21 protein-coding genes and 1 pseudogene are annotated in these 19,568 nt (G+C 65.6%); 14 read left to right on the top strand and 8 right to left on the bottom strand.

The genetic code is table 11. The annotated features are described in order from the left end of the window. Positions 1 to 85: 85 nt before the first annotated feature. On the bottom strand, positions 86 to 406 hold the full coding sequence (gene clpS / locus B2527_RS18690) for an ATP-dependent Clp protease adapter ClpS (protein WP_293717074.1): 321 nt from the start codon (positions 404 to 406) through the stop codon (positions 86 to 88). Between the two features lie 158 nt (positions 407 to 564). Between clpS and B2527_RS18685 the strand changes: the two genes are divergently transcribed. From B2527_RS18685 to B2527_RS18660, 6 genes are all read left to right on the top strand, one after another. Beyond that, positions 565 to 990, top strand: coding sequence for a hypothetical protein (locus B2527_RS18685; RefSeq protein ID WP_414717146.1), 426 nt, complete (start codon positions 565 to 567; stop codon positions 988 to 990). A 2-nt stretch (positions 991 to 992) separates the two neighbouring features. Beyond that, entirely contained in the window at positions 993 to 1,454 is a 462-nt protein-coding gene (locus B2527_RS18680; RefSeq protein WP_293717070.1) for an NUDIX hydrolase, read from the top strand. Beyond that, positions 1,451 to 2,572 (top strand): tRNA 2-thiouridine(34) synthase MnmA, encoded by a 1,122-nt coding sequence (gene mnmA, locus B2527_RS18675; RefSeq protein ID WP_293717069.1) that lies wholly within the window; start codon positions 1,451 to 1,453, stop codon positions 2,570 to 2,572. The genes B2527_RS18680 and mnmA overlap by 4 nt, the downstream gene beginning before the upstream one ends. A gap of 10 nt (positions 2,573 to 2,582) precedes the next feature. Next, positions 2,583 to 3,197 carry a high frequency lysogenization protein HflD gene (hflD, locus tag B2527_RS18670; protein ID WP_293717067.1) on the top strand — a complete coding sequence of 205 codons (615 nt, stop codon included), beginning with the start codon at positions 2,583 to 2,585 and terminating at the stop codon, positions 3,195 to 3,197. Between the two features lie 133 nt (positions 3,198 to 3,330). Further along, the gene (locus tag B2527_RS18665) at positions 3,331 to 4,521 is read left to right on the top strand and encodes a methyl-accepting chemotaxis protein (protein ID WP_293717066.1); all 1,191 of its coding nucleotides are present in this window, start codon (positions 3,331 to 3,333) and stop codon (positions 4,519 to 4,521) included. A 68-nt stretch (positions 4,522 to 4,589) separates the two neighbouring features. Further along, positions 4,590 to 4,793: a hypothetical protein gene (locus B2527_RS18660; protein ID WP_293717064.1), complete on the top strand. Its 204-nt coding sequence runs from the start codon at positions 4,590 to 4,592 to the stop codon at positions 4,791 to 4,793. A 129-nt stretch (positions 4,794 to 4,922) separates the two neighbouring features. Here B2527_RS18660 and B2527_RS18655 read toward each other — a convergent pair whose 3' ends face one another. The 3 genes from B2527_RS18655 to B2527_RS18645 all read right to left on the bottom strand — a co-directional run bounded on the left by B2527_RS18655 (position 4,923) and on the right by B2527_RS18645 (position 9,189). Next, positions 4,923 to 5,588, bottom strand: a complete 666-nt coding sequence (locus B2527_RS18655; protein WP_293717062.1) for a L,D-transpeptidase — start codon at positions 5,586 to 5,588, stop codon at positions 4,923 to 4,925. A gap of 152 nt (positions 5,589 to 5,740) precedes the next feature. Then, positions 5,741 to 6,010 (bottom strand): hypothetical protein, encoded by a 270-nt coding sequence (locus tag B2527_RS18650; protein WP_293717306.1) that lies wholly within the window; start codon positions 6,008 to 6,010, stop codon positions 5,741 to 5,743. Between the two features lie 401 nt (positions 6,011 to 6,411). Continuing rightward, positions 6,412 to 9,189 (bottom strand): bifunctional diguanylate cyclase/phosphodiesterase, encoded by a 2,778-nt coding sequence (locus B2527_RS18645; protein ID WP_293717305.1) that lies wholly within the window; start codon positions 9,187 to 9,189, stop codon positions 6,412 to 6,414. Between the two features lie 337 nt (positions 9,190 to 9,526). On the opposite strand from B2527_RS18645, the pseudogene B2527_RS18640 reads away from it, so the two are divergent. Both B2527_RS18640 and B2527_RS18635 read left to right on the top strand, forming a co-directional pair. After that, positions 9,527 to 10,543, top strand: a pseudogene (locus B2527_RS18640) (ATP-binding protein); the annotation flags it as partial. Positions 10,544 to 10,568: 25 nt separating this feature from the next. Then, a complete protein-coding gene (locus B2527_RS18635; protein ID WP_293717058.1) occupies positions 10,569 to 12,299 on the top strand; it encodes an EAL domain-containing protein in 1,731 nt (576 codons plus the stop codon). A gap of 183 nt (positions 12,300 to 12,482) precedes the next feature. Here the strand turns inward: B2527_RS18635 and B2527_RS18630 are convergent, their stop codons facing one another. The 4 genes from B2527_RS18630 to flgA all read right to left on the bottom strand — a co-directional run bounded on the left by B2527_RS18630 (position 12,483) and on the right by flgA (position 15,122). Further along, positions 12,483 to 13,703: an ATP-binding protein gene (locus B2527_RS18630; protein ID WP_293717056.1), complete on the bottom strand. Its 1,221-nt coding sequence runs from the start codon at positions 13,701 to 13,703 to the stop codon at positions 12,483 to 12,485. A gap of 73 nt (positions 13,704 to 13,776) precedes the next feature. Then, the gene (locus B2527_RS18625; RefSeq protein ID WP_293717054.1) at positions 13,777 to 14,115 is read right to left on the bottom strand and encodes a flagellar protein FlgN; all 339 of its coding nucleotides are present in this window, start codon (positions 14,113 to 14,115) and stop codon (positions 13,777 to 13,779) included. Continuing rightward, positions 14,112 to 14,414 (bottom strand): flagellar biosynthesis anti-sigma factor FlgM, encoded by a 303-nt coding sequence (flgM, locus tag B2527_RS18620; RefSeq protein WP_293717052.1) that lies wholly within the window; start codon positions 14,412 to 14,414, stop codon positions 14,112 to 14,114. Before flgM ends, B2527_RS18625 begins: the two co-directional genes overlap by 4 nt. Positions 14,415 to 14,477: 63 nt before the next feature. Then, positions 14,478 to 15,122, bottom strand: a complete 645-nt coding sequence (gene flgA, locus B2527_RS18615; protein ID WP_293717050.1) for a flagellar basal body P-ring formation chaperone FlgA — start codon at positions 15,120 to 15,122, stop codon at positions 14,478 to 14,480. 112 nt (positions 15,123 to 15,234) lie between these two features. Between flgA and B2527_RS18610 the strand changes: the two genes are divergently transcribed. From B2527_RS18610 to B2527_RS18585, 6 genes are all read left to right on the top strand, one after another. Further along, positions 15,235 to 16,185, top strand: coding sequence for a chemotaxis protein (locus B2527_RS18610; RefSeq protein WP_293717048.1), 951 nt, complete (start codon positions 15,235 to 15,237; stop codon positions 16,183 to 16,185). A gap of 218 nt (positions 16,186 to 16,403) precedes the next feature. Beyond that, positions 16,404 to 16,805, top strand: a complete 402-nt coding sequence (flgB, locus tag B2527_RS18605) for a flagellar basal body rod protein FlgB (RefSeq protein WP_293717046.1) — start codon at positions 16,404 to 16,406, stop codon at positions 16,803 to 16,805. 10 nt (positions 16,806 to 16,815) lie between these two features. After that, positions 16,816 to 17,223: a flagellar basal body rod protein FlgC gene (gene flgC, locus B2527_RS18600; RefSeq protein WP_293717044.1), complete on the top strand. Its 408-nt coding sequence runs from the start codon at positions 16,816 to 16,818 to the stop codon at positions 17,221 to 17,223. A gap of 22 nt (positions 17,224 to 17,245) precedes the next feature. Next, positions 17,246 to 17,917, top strand: a complete 672-nt coding sequence (locus B2527_RS18595) for a flagellar hook capping FlgD N-terminal domain-containing protein (RefSeq protein ID WP_293717042.1) — start codon at positions 17,246 to 17,248, stop codon at positions 17,915 to 17,917. A gap of 32 nt (positions 17,918 to 17,949) precedes the next feature. Then, positions 17,950 to 19,170 (top strand): flagellar hook protein FlgE, encoded by a 1,221-nt coding sequence (gene flgE / locus B2527_RS18590; protein ID WP_293717040.1) that lies wholly within the window; start codon positions 17,950 to 17,952, stop codon positions 19,168 to 19,170. Between the two features lie 204 nt (positions 19,171 to 19,374). Then, positions 19,375 to 19,568 (top strand): flagellar basal body protein (locus tag B2527_RS18585; RefSeq protein ID WP_293717038.1); only part of this gene is annotated, 194 nt, incomplete at its 3' end.

The raw sequence follows: 19,568 nt of genomic DNA, 5'->3' as shown, positions 1-19,568 counted from the left end.
GCGGCGTTCTGCCGGCGGCAGCATTGACCTCCCGGCGCCGGGCGTACAGGCACACCGACGGGGGTACAGGCCGTAAGAACGGCAGTCAGGCGCGCTCCATCGTGCACAGCAGCGGGTGCTGGTTCATGCGCGAGAACTCATTGACCTGCGCCACCTTGGTTTCAGCCACTTCGCGGGTATACACGCCGCAGATGCCGCGGCCACGGGTGTGGACGTGCAGCATCACCTGGGTGGCCTTGTCCAGGTCCATCGAGAAGAAGTCCTGCAGCACCGTGATGACGAAATCCATCGGCGTGTAGTCATCGTTGAGCAGCATCACCTGGTACTGCGGCGGCGGCGCGATCTCGGGCTTGCCGGGGGCAACCAGCAGGCCATGGTCCTGTTCGTGTTGGGGCTGTTGTGGCATCCGCCCATTATAGCGGCTCGGGCGCACCGGGGCCGCGTGCGAATGGACGGCACCCCCCTTGCCCCCGCACAATTCAGGGACCTATCCAACTGTCTCCTGGGGACCAAATGAAGAAGCTTATTGCCGGTGGCGTCGTGGCAGCCCTGTTTGCAGGCGCCATGGGGAGCGCGATTGCCGGCGAACCGGACCGTGCCATCGGCCGCCTGCTGGACGGCCTGGAATACAAGTACGAAATCGACGGCGACGGCGACTATCAGCTGGTGTTCGAAATGGACGACGACCGCACCCAGCTGGTGTATGTGCGCTCCAATGTCGAAACCTATGGCAGCCACCGTATCCGTGAAATCTGGTCGCCGGGCTACCGCTCCGCCACCCCGGCCTTCCCGGCCCCGGTCGCCAACCGCCTGCTGGAGGATTCCAACGACTCCAAGCTCGGCAGCTGGGTGAAGCAGGGTGACATGGCCATGTTCGTGGTCAAGGTTGACGCCAATGCCAGCGCCGAAGTGCTGTCCGACGCCATCGATGCGGCCGCCAAGAGCGCCGACGGCATCGAGCAGGAGCTGACCTCCAAGGACGACTACTGAGCGTGAATGCCCTGCAGTCCCAGCGCTGGGCGCCACATGTGACCGTGGCCACCGTGGTATCCCGCGCAGGTCAACTGCTGCTGGTGGAGGAAGACAAGGGCGGCCGGCGGGTGCTGAACCAGCCGGCCGGCCACCTGGATCCGGGCGAGACGCTGCTGCAGGCAGCAGTGCGTGAAACCCGCGAGGAAACCGGTTGGGACGTGCGCCTGACCGGCTTCATCGGCAGTTACCAATGGACTGCCGATGATGGCACTCCGTTCCTGCGCTTCGCCTTTGAAGCCGAACCCCTGCAGCACCACCCCGAACAGGCGCTGGATGCCGGCATCGTGCAGGCGCTGTGGCTCACGCCCACTGCCCTGCAGGCCGACATGGCGCGGCTGCGCAGTCCGCTGGTCTGGCACACGGTGTCCGACTGGCTGGCCGGGCAGCGTTTTCCGTTGTCGATGTTGAGGCACATACCGTGAGTAACCCGGGTGTCGTCGTCGGTGTATCCGGCGGCGTTGATTCTTCCGTAGCAGCCCTGGCCCTGGTGCAACAGGGCCTGGATGTGGCCGGCCTGTTCATGCAGAACTGGGCCGATGACGGCAGTGGCCATTGCCGCGCCGAAGAAGACCGCCGCGATGCCGTGGCGGTCTGCGGGCGGCTGGGCATCCCCTTCCACTTCCGCGACTTCTCGGCCGAGTACTGGCAGGGCGTGTTTGAGCACTTCCTGGCCGAATACGCGGCTGGCCGCACCCCCAACCCGGACGTGTTGTGCAACCGCGAGGTCAAGTTCAAGCACTTCCTCGACGCCGCCCGCGAACTGGGCGCCGAGCGTATCGCCACCGGCCATTACGCCCAGGTGGCGCACAGCGGCGGCCGCTGGCGCCTGCTGCGCGGTGCCGATCGCGGCAAGGACCAGAGCTACTTCCTGCACCAGCTGGGCCAGGCCCAGCTGGCCGCCACCCTGTTCCCTATCGGGCACATGGAAAAGAGCGATCTGCGCCGCATCGCCCGCGATGCTGGCCTGCCGACCCATGCCAAAAAGGACTCCACCGGCATCTGCTTCATCGGTGAGCGCGATTTCCGCGAGTTCCTTGGCCAGTACCTGCCAGCACGCGAAGGCGAGATCCACGACCCGCACGGCCAGCTCATCGCCCGCCATCCGGGCGTGTTCTATTTCACATTGGGCCAGCGCGAAGGCCTGAACATCGGCGGTGTCCGTGGCCGCCCTGCCGCCCCCTGGTTCGTGGTCGGCAAGGACGTGGCCCGCAACATTCTGTATGTCGACCAGGGCCACGACAGCCCCTGGCTGCAATCGAGCTGGTTGCGCAGCGAGCCCATGCACTGGATCGCCGGCGCGCCGCCTGCCGCCCGTTTTGAATGCACGGCACAGACCCGCTACCGCCAGCCGGACGAGCCCTGCACGGTGCAGGTGCGCGACGATGGCACTCTGGACGTGCATTTCGCCCGCCCGCAGCGTGCCGTGACCCCCGGACAATCCCTGGTGCTGTATGACGGCATGGAGTGCCTGGGCGGCGCCGTCATCACCGCCACCGATGCCCCCCTGGAACGCCGCCTTGGTGCACCCGTTTCTCCTTGAGAGGTAAGCAATGAGTTTTTCCTTCGACGACCGCGTCCTGGCCCTGGCCGGCATTGCCCAAGCCCTGCAGCAGGTGCGCCGCATCGCCGAAACCGGCCACTCCGAGGCAGCGGTGGTGCGCACCGCGATGGACAGCGTGATGCGCATCGACGCCCCGTCCCCGGCGGCGGTCTATGGCAGTGTCACAGCCCTAGAGCCCGGCCTGCGCCTGCTGCGCGACTACTTCAGCAACCAGGGCAAGGATGAGTTGCTGCCGCGCCTGGCGCTGTCGGTGATGCAGCTGGAGCGCCGCTTCGTGCGCGAGGACGCCACGGTCAACAAGGTCTATACCGGCATCCGTCGCGCCAACGACCGCGTACAGGAGCTGGGTGAGAGCAACCATCCGGACATCCTCAGCGCCATGGGCGCGCTGTACGCCGATACCATCAGCCAGCTGAAACCGCGCATCATGGTGCAGGGCAATCCGCATTACCTGGGCCAGGCCATGGTGGTTGCCGAGATCCGCGCCCTGCTGCTGGCGGCCGTGCGTTCGGCGGTGTTGTGGCGGCAGCTGGGGGGCAGCTACTGGGACTTCCTGTTCTCGCGCAAGGCCATGGTCGAGGCGATCAACCGCCGTCTGCGCTGAGCGCCAGGCGCTGGCATGCCCGCGTGCCGGTGATCGCGGGCATTACCGGCAAAATCCAGGGCATGTGTCCTCGGGGACTAAAGAGCCACCCACTGCGGCCGATACTGCATTCGTGACTCTCCCGAGAACGTCCATGTATTCACGTATTGCAATCCGCCTGGCTGCCCCGCTTGCCTTGACCCTGCTGCTTCCCCTGGCCTTCGCGCTGTCCTGGCCGGCGGCCGCGGTGTGGGCACTGCTGACCACCATGGTGCTGAGCTGGCTGGTGTTCGCCTACTGGAGCGCACACGCGCAGGCCCAGCGCTCGCCCGAGCACGCCAAGGTGCTGAAGGAGCAGGACCAACTGCTCAATGAGCTGCGCAGCTTCGTCAGCAACGAGATCGATGGCTCGCGCAGCGAGATCGAACGCGCCCGTGAACTGATCCGCCAGGCCGTCGCCGGCCTGGGCAGCAGCTTCGATGCGATGAGCCGCAAATCCCGCCAGCAGAGCCAGGCATTGGCCCGTGTGGTGGACCGCGCCAGCGAGGACGGCGGCAGCGGCGTGGACGTGGCGCGCTTTGCGCAGCACGCCAGCCACCAGATGGAACAGCTGGTGGAAGCGCTGGAGCAGGTGAGCGGCCAGAGCAGCAACACCGTGCAGCACATCGACCAGATGGCGCAGCACCTGGATGGCATCTTCTCGTTGCTGGAAGACGTCAAGTCGATCGCGGACCAGACCAACCTGCTGGCACTCAATGCCGCCATCGAAGCTGCCCGTGCCGGTGAGGCCGGGCGCGGTTTCGCAGTGGTGGCCGACGAGGTACGCAACCTGTCCGAACGCTCGACCACCTTCAACGAACAGATCCGCAAGCTGGCCCACAGCTCCAAGGATGCCATCGCCAAGGTCCGCGAGACGGTCTCGCACATGGCCTCGCGCGACATGGACCGTTCGCGCGAAGCGCGCCAGGAAGCGGCTGCGATGCTGGACAACGTGGCTGCCATCAACGCCTCGCTGGGCGACGGCATGCGTGAGATCTCCGAATGTGGCCGCGCCATCGACGGCAGCGTGGCCGAGGCCGTGCGCGCCCTGCAGTTCGAAGACATCGCCACCCAGGCTTTGGGCGGCGTGCATACCCATCTTGATCGCCTGACCGCCATCAACCGCGAAGCGGTCGCGCTGCAGGAGCTTCTGCACCGCAACGGTGGCGTATTCGACGGCGAACTGGTCACCGCCCTGCAGCGCACTGGCAGCCGCCTGCGTGACATGCGCAGTGAGTGGGAGCGCCCGCCGCACAAGCCGGTGACCCAGCAGAGCATGGGTGCAGGCACGGTGGAGTTGTTCTGAGCCACGCCTGCAACCGCTACAGCCTCAGGCCCCGGTCCTTGACCGGGGCTTTGGCGTTGGCTTGAACCATGTCACGCACTCCCCCTGCCCCCCCAGCCGGGCAGTCAGCGCCGCGTTGGCAGCAATTGTTGTCGCTTGAACACAGTGCCCAACTGGAGTGGCAGCAGTTGCTTGCCGCACGCCCTGCGGCATCGCGCGCCGGTGATTGGCTGGTCGCGAGCATTGATTGGGACCTGGGGGCTGTTGCTGACAGCGGTGATGCAGCTGGCTGATGCAGCTGCAAGCCGGGCCTTGCCCCATTGATGGCATCGCTCGGGACTATGGCGATGTATCCGAATTGGCCAGCGGCTCGGGCTCGGCGGCAAAACATCCGGTATCGGACTACCCGGCCCACGCCGCGGCTAGCGCGGGCGGGCGCGCTTGCCGGTCTTCCCTTGCGAGGCCTCGCGGCTCTTGGCGAAGTCCGGAAAGGTTTCCGCCAATGACGCAGTATCGGGCAGGATGTAGAACACCCCTCCCCGCTCGAACGTGGTGCTGATGATCTGTTTGTAGAACCCCGGGGTGACATTGATGCAGCCATGGGTGACGCGGTTGTCATCCGGCTGGGGTGATGCAAGGCGCTCGGCACGTCGCTCGGACGGCACGCCAGTGGCCGTGGGATGTATGGAGACCGCAGACTCATAGTCCACCCATAACACGCGGCCGGCGTCGATCGACGGACCGTAGCCGCCTACAAAACGGCCTGCCGGCGTGGTGCGGTCCCGGCCGGGTATCTCGCGCAATGCAAGGCCGGCGACGCCGGGAGCGGTGTGATCACCCGCGGCCGAGCCAAACAGCGCCGGTGCCGCGCCACGGAGCCGGCCATCGCCGCCAAACACAAGCACCTGTGCGGCCGCCTTGTCCATTATCGCGAACGGATAGCCCTGGTTGTCCTTGCTGGCGACAACCCAGCCGGCAAGTTCAATCACTGTGTCGGAAACCTCCTGGCCTGGCGGCAATTCATCGTCGGCCGAGGCTGGTTCTGCGGGCCGCTGATCGGTAGCTACCGCTTCCGTGCAGGCAAACATCAGCGCCGCCGCAAGGCAGCCATGGATCACAGGAGAAATATACGTGCGGATGGGATGCTCCTTGGAAACACACTGCTCTTGGGGCAAGGAAACCAGTGGCCCGCGAAGGCCACCGGGTCCTCCAGCGATCGGTTACGAACCTGGCTCAGCGATCAGCCGCGCGGAGTGCGGCGGGGTGCACGCTCCAGTTGCTGGACACGGCCTTCGATCTGATCAAGTCGTTGGTTTGCCTGCTGCGCGGATTGATTGGCGGATTCCGCGCTCTGCGCCGCACCCTGCACGCGGGTGTCGAGTTGATCCAGGCGTGAGTTGATCCCTGCAAACTCGTCTTTGTAGGTTGCGCAGGAAGCAAGGCCCATGCTGACGACCATTGCCACACCAAGCGTGCGTGCCGTTACCAGTTGTTGTTTGGTCAGAAACATTCCACTCCCTCCTTCGTCTGGGGAGTCTGGAATATAGCGGCGTTTTTCCACAGCGCCGCCCAGCGCTTTCAGGCGGCGTTGGAACACGTGGAAAGATCGTGAAGAAAGAAAATGCGCACGTAATGGCACCGAAACAGCGCAGTCAGCCGGGAAAACCGCCATCTTCCATCGCGGCCGGATGCTCACCCCTGTTCAGCGGACCAAACCTGAAGTGAACCCGGCGCCCGCATCACTGCGGAAAATAACGCTTCTTTTCCAATCAAGCGGACGCGCTGAAGTACCGCAGAGCATCGGCCGCTCGCCGGCCCAAGCAAGCGCGGCGTCTCCGCCTCGTGTGGCCGGCAATTGGCAACACACGTGGGGCCTTGACCTGCACCGCCCCTGCTGCAGGACGCAGCGGCCTAGAGGCTGGCATGCAGGTATTCGTTGGCAAGTTGGCCAGGGTGCGTCGCAGCGGACAGTACCTGACCATGTTTAAGCCACTGCACCATGTCGCGCGGCCGCAAGGGACGGGCGAACAGGTAGCCCTGCAATGCGTCGCAGCCCTGGCGCTGCAGCATGGTGGCTTCGGCTTGGGTTTCCACGCCCTCGGCGACCACCCGCATGCCCAGCGCGTGCCCCAGGTGCACGATGGCCTGGGTGACTTCGGCGGTACCGGCATCGTGCAGCATGCCTTGGACAAAACTGCGGTCGATCTTCAGCCGTTGGACCGGGAAGCGGTTGAGGTAATGCAGGTTCGAGAAGCCCGTACCGAAGTCATCCACCGCCAGCGGTATGCCGTACTGCTCAAAGATGTCAAAGCACTGACGCAGGGTATCGGTGTCGCGGATCAGCGCCGATTCGGTGAGTTCCAGTTCAAGGCGATGCGCCGGCCAGCCGTGCTGCTTGCAGATGGCCACCACGCGCTCGCCAAAACCCCGTTCACGCAGCTGGATGGCCGACACATTCACCGCTACCCGCTCGAACTGCAGGCCAGCCTGCTCCCATACACGTGCCTGGCGGCAGACCTCTTCCAGCACCCAATCGCCAATACGCACGATTTCACCGCACTTTTCGGCAATGGGAATGAATTCGGCCGGCGCGCAGGCACCCAGCGTTGGGTTGCTCCAGCGCAGCAAGGCCTCGATCGACGGCGGTTGGCCCTCGCGCGAATCCACCAGCGGCTGGTAGACCAGGCTGAACTCGTCACGGTCCACCGCCCCATGCAAGGCATGCTCGATGTCCAGGCGACGCTGGGTGCGCGCCAGTGCATCCTGGCTGTAGTACTGGTAGGTGTTGCGCCCGGCTTCCTTGGCCGCGTGCATGGCGGCATCGGCCGCACGCAGCAGGCTGTCGAAGTCGTTGCGGGTTTCGTCCTGCAGCGCGATGCCCACGCTGGCGCCCACCTTGAGCGTGACATCGTCGCGATAGAGCGGCTCGGCCAGGGAGGCGATGAGCTTGCGCGCCACGTGCCCGGCGTCGTCCGGCTCGGCCAGGTTGCGCAGGATCACGATGAACTCGTCACCGTTGAAACGGGCAAACAGGTCCGCATTGCGAAGGTTCTGGTGCAGCCGCGATGCTGCCGCCTTCAGCAGCATGTCGCCGGTGGCATGGCCAAAGGTGTCATTGATGCTCTTGAAGCCGTCCAGGTCGATGAACAGCATGGCCAGGATGGCACCACGCTCACGCGCCTCGATCATCGCCTCGCCTGCCTGCTCGCGCAGCAGCATGCGGTTCGGCAGGCCGGTCAGCAGATCGTAATGAGCGAGCAGCTCTAGCCGTTCGTCCGCCTCGCGTTCCCGGGTGGTATCGCGGAACAGCACCACGTAGCGCTCTGGCAGCCCCTCGCGCCGGTCCAGTTCCACCAGCACCTGCACCCAGATCCGCTGCCCGGACGGGCGGTAGAAACACAGGTCCAGCCGCTCCGGCAGACCACCTGCGGCGATGCGGGTCAGGGCGGCTTCAAAATTGTCGCGGGAATCCTGGGTGTAGAGGGCAAGCGCCTGGTCCAGCGTCACCGGTGCCTTGCGCAGGCCGTGGATGCGGTAGCACTCCTCGGTCCACAACATGAGCCGGGTTTCAACCTCGATCTCACAGCCACCGATGCGGCCCAGCGCGGACACCCGGTTCAGCAGTTCGGTGCGCCAGCGGATCAGTGCGTCCGTACGGCGCTGGTTGCTGATGTTCTGCACCTGCCCCAGCACCCGCTGCAGCCGGCCTGTACCGTCATGTTCGGCCTCCAGCCAGACCCGCAGGTGCTGCTGGTATAGCGGGTCGCGGCCCCACGCAAGGTCAAAGCTGCCCACCTGTCCTTCGTCCTGCAGGCGTCGCCATTGGCTGAAAAGCTGGCGCCGCGCCTCACCGGGCAACTGCCGCAGCCACTGTCGCCCCTGCGGCAACGCCTCGCCTTCCCAGCCAAGCGCGGTAGCCAACTCGACGGACCACTCCAGCTTGCCGCCACGCGCACTCCAGGCACAGCTGCCCATGCCGGCAACACGCTGGGCGCGCTGCAGCAGGGCCTGCTGCGCACGCAGTTCGTTCTCGAGTTCCTTCTGCGGTTGGATGTCGGTGTAGGTGCCGACCATACGTTGGGGCTGGCCGTCGCTGGTGCGGGCCACAACGCGGCCACGGTTCAACACCCAACGCCAGTGCCCATCTGCCTGCCGCAAGCGGAACTCGCAGGAAAACGGCTCCTCGCCCTCCCGCAGGTGGGCGTCGACTGCGGCGCGCAGTACCGGCATATCGTCCGGATGCACGTTTTCGAAGGCGCCCTGAGCGGGCTGTAAATCCAGTTGTGGCGCTTCGGCCCGGGTATGCACCAGTCGATCAGCACCGATGTCCCAGTCCCACAAACGGTGGCCTGCCGATTGCATCGCCTGCAGCCAACGGCTGCTGCGCTGTTCGCTGCTGTTGGCAAAGGTGTAGAGATAGCCCTGCAGGCTACCGTCTGCTGCGTGCAGCTCGCTCAGTTGCCCCTCCAGGCTGCCACTGGCGGTGGGCAACAGGCAGGCGACGACGTCCTGTCCCCGCGCCCGCTGGCGGGTGCCCTCCAGTTGTGCGTTGTAGTGCGACAAACTGCCTGGCAAACCCAGCTGACGCGCTTCACTGTTGGCGGCCAGTGGCTGCCCTTCCCGGTCCATGAGCACGACGGCTGCATTCAACGGGTGGCGAAGCAGGGTTGCAATAAGGCCGCGATCCACGCGCTCGATCTCCACGCCCGACAATCCGGGGACCTAATCCTTAGCGGCAAGCCGGGCAGAGAATTGAGCACTCCGTCGTGCCAGCTGCACACAAGCCGTTAAGATGGTGCGACGCTCAGCAACTCCCCTGCCCATGGACGCCGGCCCGGCCCCCGCTCATCACGCGCCTGCAACTGCCTCCCGCAGCCCTGCCCGGCGCCATACCCTGCTACTGGTGCTTGCCTTGCTGGCGGTGGCGGTGATCAGCGGCGGTGTGGCGATTGCCGCTTTCCAGCAGCTGATTGGCTGGAAAACCGTGACGGCCATCGCGCTGGCAGTGTGCGCAGCGCTGTGGCCACTGCTGCGACAACGCAGGCAGCATGCTCCGGACTGCAACGATGCATCCTTCCGGCAACTGGCCACGACGATGCCCGACGCGGTGGTGATCACCGATGGTCACACCCTGGATTTTGCCAATCCCGCAGCGCGACGCCTGCTGGCCCTGGATACCACTGCGTATGCAAAGGATCTGATGGCCGTTGCTGCCATGCCGCCTATTGTCGGGGATGGCCCGGTGCCTTGCGCTTTGCCCGGACGTGATGGTCAGGTGCTGCAGTGCTCGGTGATGGCACGGCCGATGCCCTCCGCCGGTCACGGCCGGCATCTGTTTGTTGTCCACGACCTGAGCGAGATCGAGTGCGGGCGCGCCGCCCTGGCCACCAGCAACGCCGAGCTGCAGGCCATGGCCGGGCGCCTTTTCTCCCTGCAGGAGGACGAACGCCGCTCGATCTCGCGCGACCTGCATGACGATATCGGCCAAGCCATCACCGCGATCAAGCTGGCAGCCTGCGCCGCCCGTGACGAAGTCGACGCCCCGCGCCGCCAGGACGATATCGACCAGATCATCGAGCTGGCTGACAGCACGGTCACCAAACTGCGCAACCTGTCGATGCTGCTGCGCCCGCCGCAGTTGGACGCGCTGGGCCTGGAAGCTGCGCTGCGCTGGCAGGCCAACATGCTGTTCCGCTCCACACCGGTGGAGCTGCTGCTGGATGTCGGCGCCCTGCCCCGCCGGCCCAGCAACGAGGTGGAGCAGGCGTGCTTCCGTATCGCCCAGGAAAGCCTGACCAATGCATTGCGCCACGCCCGTGCCAGCCAGGTGTCCCTGCAACTGCGCGCCGCTGGCGATGCAGGCCTGCAACTGCGGGTAGTGGACGATGGCGAGGGTTTTGATCCCCAAGGCCCACGCGGCCTGGGCATGATCGTCATGCGCGAACGCGCCCAGAGCGCAGGCGGCAGCCTGTCCATTGAAACCGCCCCGGGCGAAGGCACCTGCATCAGTCTGCACCTGCCTTACGCCGATGCGGCACACTGACCCACCCCGCCAGGAACGTCCCTACATGTGGAACAGCACCATCCCCAGCCCCGCAGAACGCGCCGATGCCCGCCCCGTGCGGTTGGGCGCGGGCAATCCGGAACTGCTGGCGCTGGTGGATGCCGCTTACCGTGGCGGCCCGGGCTTGATCCTGATGCATCTGGACATTGACCACTTCGCCTCGGTCAACGAAAACATGAGCGCCGAGGTGGGCGATCAGGCGCTGGTGCTGATCGCCGAACGGCTGCGTGGCTTCCTCGGCGGCCGCGGCCGCCTGTGGCGGCATGGCAGCGACGAATTCTTGATCGCGGTGCCGCGCGGCAGCGGTGTCGCAGCGCCTGAGGAGCTGGCCGAGCAGATCCGCCAGCAGATCGAGTTGCCGCTGTCGGTGCTGCCGTACACGCTGTTCCTGACCGGCAAGCTGGGGGTCAGCCTGTGCCCCGAGCACGCCGGCACCGCCACGGCCCTGCTGGACCTGGCCGAGGATGCCCTGCACCAGGCCGGCCGCGAGGGTGGCAACGCCGTGCATATCCATGTGCTGCACAAACCCAGCAGTGCCCACAGCGAGAGCATCATCTCGCGCCAGTTGGTGGATGCGATCGACAACGGCGAGCTGCGCCTGCGCTACCAACCGCTGGTCAGCGCCCGCGATGGCCATGTGGTCGGCATGGAAGCACTGCTGCGCTGGCAATCACCGACGCTGGGCATGCTGGTGCCCGAGCGTTTCATGCGTACCGCCGAACGCTTGGGCATCATCGTGCAGATCGGCGCTTGGGTGCTGGAGATGACCTTGCGCCAGGCCAGGGCCTGGCGTGACCAGGGTTTCGAGGATTTCAACGTCGCGGTCAATGTTTCCACCCTGCAGCTGCTGCGGCCGAACTTCTTCACCGAGGTGATGGCCATGCTGCAGTCCATCGGCGTACCGGCGCGCATGTTGACCCTGGAGATCAACGAGAGCGCGTTGACCAACAACGTCAACTTCGTCCACGAAACCCTGGCCAACCTGCGCAACGAGGGCATCAGCCTGTGCCTGGACAACTTCGGCACCGGCGATTCCAGCCTCAGTGCGCTGGTGCGCTATCCGGTGGACAAGCTCAAGATCGACCGCACCTTCATCAAGAGCGCGCCGGCCGCCAACCGCGAGGCGGCGATCAGCCGCGCGATCATCGCCATGGGCCACCAGCTGGGCATGACCGTCATCGCCAACGGCGTCGAGTCGCAGGCCCAGTTGGGCTTTTTGCGGCGCAATGACTGCGACGTCTTCCAGGGCTACCTGTTCGGCGAGCCGATGTCGGCGGATGCAGCCGGCATGACCCTGCGCCGGCGCTATCTGCGCCCGGAGGCGTTTGCCGAAACCCGCCCGGATCGCACCTTGCTGCTGCTGGATGATGAGGAAAACGTACTGCGCTCGCTGGTACGCCTGTTCCGCCGTGACGGCTACCGGATCCTGGCGGCGGGCAATGTGCGCGATGCCTTTGACCTGCTGGCCATCAACGATGTGCAGGTGATCCTGTCCGACCAGCGCATGAGCGACATGAGCGGCACCGAGTTCCTGGGCCGGGTGAAGATGCTCTACCCGGACACCATCCGCCTGGTGCTGTCCGGCTACACCGATCTGAACACCGTCACCGATGCAATCAACCGCGGCGCCATCTACCGTTTCCTGACCAAACCCTGGAACGACGACGAGCTGCGCGAGCACATACGCCAGGCTTTCCGCACCCACGATGAAAAGCAGGGCGTAAGCCCCGTCTGAGCAAGCCGGCGGAGGCACAACCCTGTAGCACGGGGTATGCCGCAACGCCAACCGCGCACTTGTGCAGATAGCGATCTGCGCCCCCCGCTGCCGACCTGCGGACGCGGGATGGCCGTCACCGCAGCGACCAAGGGGCGCAGATCCGCTGCCGTTCGGCCGCTTGCACCGGGCCTGCCGCCGGGGTCACTTGGGCTGGCGGATGGGCAGGACAATGCGGAAGCGCGAGCCCGCGCCGACGGTACTGTCCAGGTCGATGCGACCATGGTGCTTGTTGATGATGCCGTAGGAGATCGACAGGCCCAGCCCGGTGCCGCTGCCCACCGGTTTGGTGGTGAAGAACGGGTCGAAGATGCGCTGGCGCAGTTCCGGCGAAATACCGGCACCGTTGTCCTGGAACTCCACCCACACCTCATCACCGTCGACGCCGGTGCTGACAATGATGTTGCCGCGGTCGGCAATGGCGTGGCCGGCATTGAGCAGCAGGTTCATGTAGACCTGGTTCAGTTCCGACGGCAAGCACTCGATCATCGGCAGCTCGCCATAACGGCGCTCCAGGGTGACCTTGTACTTGAGCTCGTTCCAGATGATGTTGATGGTGGATTCCAGGCCTGCATGCAGGTCCACCAGCTTCCACGACTCATCGCGCCCGGAATAGGAGAAGTCCTTCAGGTCACGCACGATACGGGTCACGCGCTCGATGCCTTCGCGCGACTCGGCCATCAGCTGTGGCAGGTCACGGCTGATGAAATCGATGTCCAGGCGGTTGCGGATATCGTCGATTTCCGCGATCAAGGCCTTGGGGTCGGGCGCACGCAAGGCGCGCTCATAAGCCTCGATCACCGTGAACAGGCTGCGCAGGTATTCCTGCAGGCTGCCCAGGTTGGAATGCACGTAGCCGATCGGGTTGTTGATCTCATGCGCCACGCCTGCCGCCAACTGGCCGATCGAGGCCATTTTTTCCGATTGCAGCAATTTTTCCTGCGCGCCGTTCAATCGCAGGTAGGCCTGGCGGAGTTCGGCATGGCGTTGTTGCAGCTCGCGTTCGTAGTCTTCCGGCCCGTCGACATGCTGGAACAGCGCCAGATAGGCGTCGCCACCGGCATCGGCGTGGTGGTGCAGGTGCACGGTGATGACCCGCTCGCCCACCGGCAGGCTACCGGTCCAGTTGCCGGTCTCGCGGGCCTGCGGCAAGGCGAAAGGTGGCAGCAGTGTTTCCAGCTCGCGGGCCAGATTGGCAACGCTGGCAGCCTGTGCGCCAAACAGCTGGCGGGCCAAGCCATTGGCCATGCTGACCTCGAAGCGGCCATTGAACACCAACATGCCGTGCTGCACCCGTTCGCCCAACGCGCGCAGGGTGGCGGCCGATGGAATGGGGGCTAGCGAAGAATAATCTGATGCGTTCACGGGCAGCCGGCACAGCAAAGGTGGGGGCTGCCACTATAGCGGGATGAATGCGGACTGCGTTGCCCGCGCCCGATCAGGCCACGGCCAAGGGCCGCCGCGCGTGCACGGTCTGGGCCTGGCCCTTGGCGTCATAGGACGGGGCTGCCTCGCTGCGGCCAAGCTGGCGCAAGGCCCAGTTGACCTCACGGCGGCGCCGGGCCAGCAGCACGCCGTTGGCGTGGTTGCGTTCGGCCAGTTCCTTCAGGCGGTCGGCATTGTGCAGCGGCGGCTGCCGTTCCAGTTCGCGCAGGGCCTCCAGCTTTTTGCCGGTGGCCGCGACCAGCGCCGCCACGTCGTGTTCGATCAGCGCCCGCTGCTCGCCATCCAGCGCATCGCTCAGCCGCTCCAGCGGATCGCCCATGCTCAGGTTCATCCCTGCAGCTGCTGGTCCAGATCCAGCATGCGCGACGCGATTGCGTCCGGATTGATCTTGTAGCTGCCGTTCTCCAACGCCTCGCGCACGGCCTGGACCCGGGCCGGGTCGATGGCCGGGGCCGCCGACAACTCGCGCTGCACCGCCTGCAACTGGGTGGCTTCGCCGGTCAGGCGCACGCTGTCGGCCGATGCCACGGCCTGGGCCTTGGCTTCACCGGCGGCGGCCACCTTGGTGTTGATCGCGACGCTGCGCAACTGGGTTGCGGCTGCAATACCACCGTCGATTTTCTGGCTCATGTGATGGAGTCCTGATTCTGTACGAAAACTATAACGGCCGCGGCCGAGGGTTCTTTAGGGCTTTCAGCGACTGACCAGCACATCGCCGGTGGAGGTGGCCACACCCTGCATCACCCGCCGTGATGAAAGGTTCTCCACCGACACCCGCTCCCCCTCCCCGGCGTCCCCCAGGGCCTTGCCCGCCATCCGCACCTCAACCCCGCCACGGCGGGCCACCAGTGCCACGCTGTCACCGCGGCGGACAATGCGCGGGGCCACCAGGTCGTTGGCTGACAGCAGGCTGCCGGCGGCAAGGGCACGCCTGGCCACCCGGCCGACTGCAGCATCGGGCTGCGACAGCACGGCGCCGGCGATGCGGGCGGTATCACGCTTCACCGTACTTATATCGGCCAGACCCAGGGTTTCTCCAGCGGCCACACCACGGTTCAACACCAACACGCCCTGCTCGCGGCGCACCTTGACCGGCACGAACAGGCGCCAGCCCCCAGCCTGCGGGCAGGCAACCTCAACGGTGGTGTTGGCAGTGGCCCTGGCCTGCAGGGCTACCGGACAGGCCGGCAGCCGCAGCCCAGCGTCCACGCCGGCCTCTCCTTCCTCGCCCGGGGCCAGCGTGGTCAGCGCTGCGGCACGGATGCTCTCCACCGGCTGGAAGGCCATGGCCAACGCAGCCAGCGGCGACAACAGACACAAGAGAAGGAACAGGCGCATACGCAATGGCAACCGATCAGCTCGAACCTGCCGATACACAGGCAAGGGCTGTGCCAAACCCGCGGTCGCGACGGCACTCAAGTTGTCGGCCCCCGCCGCCGATACCGTCTGCATGTCACAAGACCTGCTCAACCGTATTGACCAGCGCACCCGTCTGGCCGGCCACAACCGGCTGGCATTGCTGTTGTTCCGCCTCGGCGGCCGTCAGCTTTTTGGCGTGAACGTGTTCAAGGTACAGGAAGTGCTGCGCCGCCCCTCCCTGTTCCAGGTGCCCGGCCTGCCCGCGCAGTTTGCCGGTGTTGCCGACGTCCGCGGGCGATCGGTGCCGGTGCTGGACCTGGGCCTGGCCATCGGCCACCCGGAGCGCGAGCCGGAGGCCGACACCGCCCCCGGCTACCTGGTGGTCACCGAGTTCAACCGTTCGGTGCAGGGGTTCCTGGTCAGCGGTGTCGAGCGCATCGTGAACATCGCGGTGGAGGACATCCACCCGCCGCCGGAGCTGGGCGCCGAATCGACCTACCTCACCGCGGTTACCCGTTTCCAGGGCGAGCTGATCCAGGTGATCGACGTGGAAAGCGTGCTGGCCGATATCGCCCAGCTGCGCAGCGAGGCCGTGCTCGACCCATCGATGGCGCTGCCGGCCGACGCCCCGCCCATGCAGGTACTGGTGGTGGATGATTCGCGGGTTGCGCGTCAGCAGATCCGCAGCGTGCTGGATCAGCTGGGGGTCAATGCGACCCTGCTGTCCGACGGCAAGCAGGCGCTGGAGCACCTGCTGCAGATCCATGCGGCCGGGGAGAACCCGGCCGAGCGCTACGCCATGGTGATCTCCGATATCGAGATGCCGGCGATGGACGGTTACACCCTGACGACGGAAATCCGCCGCCATCCGGGGCTGGCGGGGCTGTTCGTGCTGCTGCACACCTCCTTGTCAGGCGTATTCAACAACGCCATGGTGGAGCGCGTGGGCGCCAACGCCTTCGTGGCCAAGTACAGCCCGCACGAGCTGGCCGATTTCGTACTGCACCGGCTACGCGAGGTTGCCGAGGCGCAGTACGCCTGAGTTTCCGGCGCGGGCGGCCTGGATGCCCCGGCGTCGCTGCCTTCGGGCTGGGGTCGCTCGGGGCTGGCTGCTGGTCGGTCTCTGCCGAGCATGGGTCGGGATTGGCCGGTTGGCCTGTAAAGCCCCTGCCGAGCATGGCTCGGCACTACCTTTCGGGCCGGCGCTGTTCTGGCACGCGGCTTGCACCGCTCACGGCAACGATCCGTGGGAGGTGGCGCATGGCCAACCTGATTTCCGACTATCTGGGCGTCCATGCCCAGGCAATGCCACTGCGCGAGCAGCGCATGAAGCTGATTGCCAGCAACCTGAGCAATGCCGACACCCCCGGCTACAAGGCCCGCGACCTGGACTTTGACGCCGCCCTGCGCCAGGCCCAGGGCGTGGCTGGCAGCGGCGCCCTGACCGCCACCGCCGAGCAGCACTACGCCATCGCCAGCCCTGACGGCCTCAACCCGTTCCAGATATTGCGGGCCGGGGTTCAGCCCAGCCTGGACGGCAACACCGTCGACCCGGATACCGAACGCGCCGCCTATGGCCGCGCCGCGCTGGAGTACCGCGCCTCGCTGAGCTTCGTCGAATCCAAGGTCAAGACCATGTTGACCGCCATCACCGGCCAGTAAGGGAACGCCCATGAGCAACCTGCCCATCTTCGATATCGCTGGCTCGGCGCTGCAGGCGCAGTCGGTGCGCATGAGCACCATTGCCTCCAACCTGTCCAATGCCGATTCCATCGCCGGCTCACCCGAGGCGGTCTACAAGCCGCTGGAGCCGATCTTCCAGGCCGTCACCAGCCGTAACGACCCCAACCTGACCGGCGTGCAGGTCAAGGAAATCGCGCAGAGCGATGCCCCGCCGATCAAGCGCTACGAGCCCAATCATCCACTGGCCGATGGCGATGGCTACGTGTACTCGCCCGACGTGGACCCGGTGGCACAGATGGTCAACCTGATTTCCACCTCGCGTAACTACCAGGCTGGCGTGGAGATGCTCAGCACCGCCAAGGAACTGGCCCTGGCCACCTTGACGATGGGCCGCTGAGGCCCGCAACCCGGATACCCCCATGACCACCAGCGTCTCCAACGATCTCTACAGCTCGCTTGGCCTTACCGGCCAGACCAGTACCTCCACCAAGAAGAAAGACAGCCTGGACCAGGCGGACTTCCTGAAGCTGATGACCACCCAGTTACAGCACCAGGACCCGCTCAAGCCGATGGACAACAGCCAGATGGTCGCGCAGATGGCGCAGCTGTCCACCGTGCAGGGCATCAGCGACCTCAACAGCACGGTCGAGAGTTTCCAGACGGCGATGTCCAACGACCAGATCCTCAAGGGGGCCGGCCTGGTCGGCCACGACGTGCTGGTGCCTTCGGCCAAGCTCGCGCTGGAAGCCGAAGGCGGCACCCGCGGCACGGTGGCCGCACCTGGCGCCGGCACCGTCACCGTGGACATCACCGATGCCAACGGTGCCAAGGTGAAGAGTGTGACCGTGAACGCCGACGCTGCAGGTGAGGTCTCTTTTGAATGGGATGGCACCGACGCCGATGGCAAGCGCATGCCAGCCGGCAGCTACAGCATCACCGCCTCGCACACCGACAGCAGCGGCACCAACACCAAGCTCAGCACCTATGTGCAGGCTGAAGTGGAAAGCGTGACGGTCGGCACCGACGGCCTCTACCTCAACCTCAAGGGCCTGGGCTCTGCCCCGCTCGCCTACGTGCTCCGCGTCAGCTGAGCCGCCCCGAACCATCTTCCAGGAGTATCGCCATGGGTTTCAATGTCTCGCTGTCCGGCATCAACGCCGCCAACGCCGATCTGAATGTCACCGCCAACAACATCGCCAACGTCAACACCACCGGCTTCAAGGAGTCGCGTGCCGAGTTCGCGGACATGTTCAACTCCACCAGCTACGGCCTGGCCCGTAACGCGGTCGGCGCAGGCGTGCGCCAGAGCAACGTGGCCCAGCAGTTCGCGCAGGGCAACATCGACCAGACCGGACGCAGCCTGGACCTGGCCGTGGAAGGCGAAGGCTTCTTCACCCTGAGCATGAACGGCAGCCGCGTCTATTCGCGCGCCGGCAACTTCCAGACCGACAACAATGGCTATGTGGTCAATCCGCAGGGCGCCCGCCTGCAGGTGTTTGCCCCCAACGCAGATGGCACCCGCTTCGATGGCGCACTGACCGACCTGCAACTGCTCACCACCGACAGCCCGCCGCAGCAGACCAGCCGGGTCAACAGCACCTTCACCCTGCCGGCCAATGCTGCCGCGCCAACGGTCACGCCGTTGGACCCGGCCAATGCCAACAGCTACAACCACTCCACCGGCGGCGTCACCGTGTACGACTCGCTGGGTGTCAGCCACACCCAGACCTCGTACTTCGTAAAGACCGCCAATGCCAATGAATGGGAAGTCCACAACTACGTCGATGGCCAGGCGGCTGGCGCCCCCACCCTGCTGCAGTTCTCCAACAGCGGCGCCTTGCTCAGCCCGGCCAACGGCACCATCGCACTGGATCCGTTCACGCCCAGCACCGGTGCCGGCGTACTCAACATGACCCTGGACGTGACCGGCTCCACCCAGTACGGCGAGAAATTCGCCCTGCGTGACACCCGCCAGGACGGCTATGCCTCCGGCAAGCTCACCGAGATCAGCATTGCCGACGACGGCGTTGTGTATGCACGCTACTCCAATGGCGACGACCAGGCCCTGGGACAGGTGGCGCTGACCAACTTCAACAACCCGCAGGGCCTGCAGAACCTGGGCAACAACGTGTGGTCCGAAACCAATGCCTCCGGTAGCCCGCGCACCGGTGCGCCGGACAGCTCCGACCTTGGCCAGATCCAGTCCGGTTCGCTGGAAGCGTCCACCGTCGATCTGACCGAGCAGCTGGTGAACATGATCGTTGCCCAGCGCAACTTCCAGGCCAATGCACAGATGGTCTCCACGCAGGACCAGATCACCCAGACCATCATCAACATCCGCTAAGGGAGACCTTGTGGCGTCTGGACCGGGGATGGACCTGCCTCTGGTCGATTCCCGGCCCGGTTCCACTGCAGCCTTTCCGCGGCTCTGCTGATGGACGTAACACCCTGATGGACGTAACACCCTGGTGGGCGTGCTGCACCGAGTACAACGGCCCGGCCTGCTTCCGCTTTCCAAACCCGAATCCCAACCTGCGAACCCCGCCCCATGGACAAAGCCCTCTACGTCGCCATGACCGGCGCCCGCGCCTCGCTGCAGGCGCAGGCCACTGTCTCGCACAACCTTGCCAATTCGGACACCCCCGGGTTCAAGGAAGCGCTGGCCAATACCGAGGCGTTCCGCATCCAGGGCCAGGGCTATCCGTCGCGGGTGGATGCCCTGCACGTGGATGCCGGCTTCAA

The sequence above is a fragment of the Stenotrophomonas sp. UBA7606 genome (genome assembly GCF_002477705.1).
GTDB lineage: Bacteria > Pseudomonadota > Gammaproteobacteria > Xanthomonadales > Xanthomonadaceae > Stenotrophomonas.
Note: the sequence above shows the minus strand (reverse complement) of the source record. Positions and strands in the feature narration are given on the sequence as shown.

Excerpts from the sequence above, each read along its gene's own strand:
- clpS (WP_293717074.1), bottom strand. The coding sequence starts at position 406 with ATGCCACAACAGCCCCAACACGAACAGGACCATGGCCTGCTGGTTGCC.
- B2527_RS18685 (WP_414717146.1), top strand. The coding sequence starts at position 565 with ATGGGGAGCGCGATTGCCGGCGAACCGGACCGTGCCATCGGCCGCCTG.
- hflD (WP_293717067.1), top strand. The coding sequence starts at position 2,583 with ATGAGTTTTTCCTTCGACGACCGCGTCCTGGCCCTGGCCGGCATTGCC.
- B2527_RS18665 (WP_293717066.1), top strand. The coding sequence starts at position 3,331 with ATGTATTCACGTATTGCAATCCGCCTGGCTGCCCCGCTTGCCTTGACC.
- B2527_RS18660 (WP_293717064.1), top strand. The coding sequence starts at position 4,590 with ATGTCACGCACTCCCCCTGCCCCCCCAGCCGGGCAGTCAGCGCCGCGT.
- B2527_RS18655 (WP_293717062.1), bottom strand. The coding sequence starts at position 5,588 with ATGTTTGCCTGCACGGAAGCGGTAGCTACCGATCAGCGGCCCGCAGAA.
- B2527_RS18650 (WP_293717306.1), bottom strand. The coding sequence starts at position 6,010 with ATGTTTCTGACCAAACAACAACTGGTAACGGCACGCACGCTTGGTGTG.
- B2527_RS18635 (WP_293717058.1), top strand. The coding sequence starts at position 10,569 with ATGTGGAACAGCACCATCCCCAGCCCCGCAGAACGCGCCGATGCCCGC.
- B2527_RS18625 (WP_293717054.1), bottom strand. The coding sequence starts at position 14,115 with ATGAACCTGAGCATGGGCGATCCGCTGGAGCGGCTGAGCGATGCGCTG.
- flgM (WP_293717052.1), bottom strand. The coding sequence starts at position 14,414 with ATGAGCCAGAAAATCGACGGTGGTATTGCAGCCGCAACCCAGTTGCGC.
- flgA (WP_293717050.1), bottom strand. The coding sequence starts at position 15,122 with ATGCGCCTGTTCCTTCTCTTGTGTCTGTTGTCGCCGCTGGCTGCGTTG.
- B2527_RS18610 (WP_293717048.1), top strand. The coding sequence starts at position 15,235 with ATGTCACAAGACCTGCTCAACCGTATTGACCAGCGCACCCGTCTGGCC.
- flgB (WP_293717046.1), top strand. The coding sequence starts at position 16,404 with ATGGCCAACCTGATTTCCGACTATCTGGGCGTCCATGCCCAGGCAATG.
- flgC (WP_293717044.1), top strand. The coding sequence starts at position 16,816 with ATGAGCAACCTGCCCATCTTCGATATCGCTGGCTCGGCGCTGCAGGCG.
- B2527_RS18595 (WP_293717042.1), top strand. The coding sequence starts at position 17,246 with ATGACCACCAGCGTCTCCAACGATCTCTACAGCTCGCTTGGCCTTACC.
- flgE (WP_293717040.1), top strand. The coding sequence starts at position 17,950 with ATGGGTTTCAATGTCTCGCTGTCCGGCATCAACGCCGCCAACGCCGAT.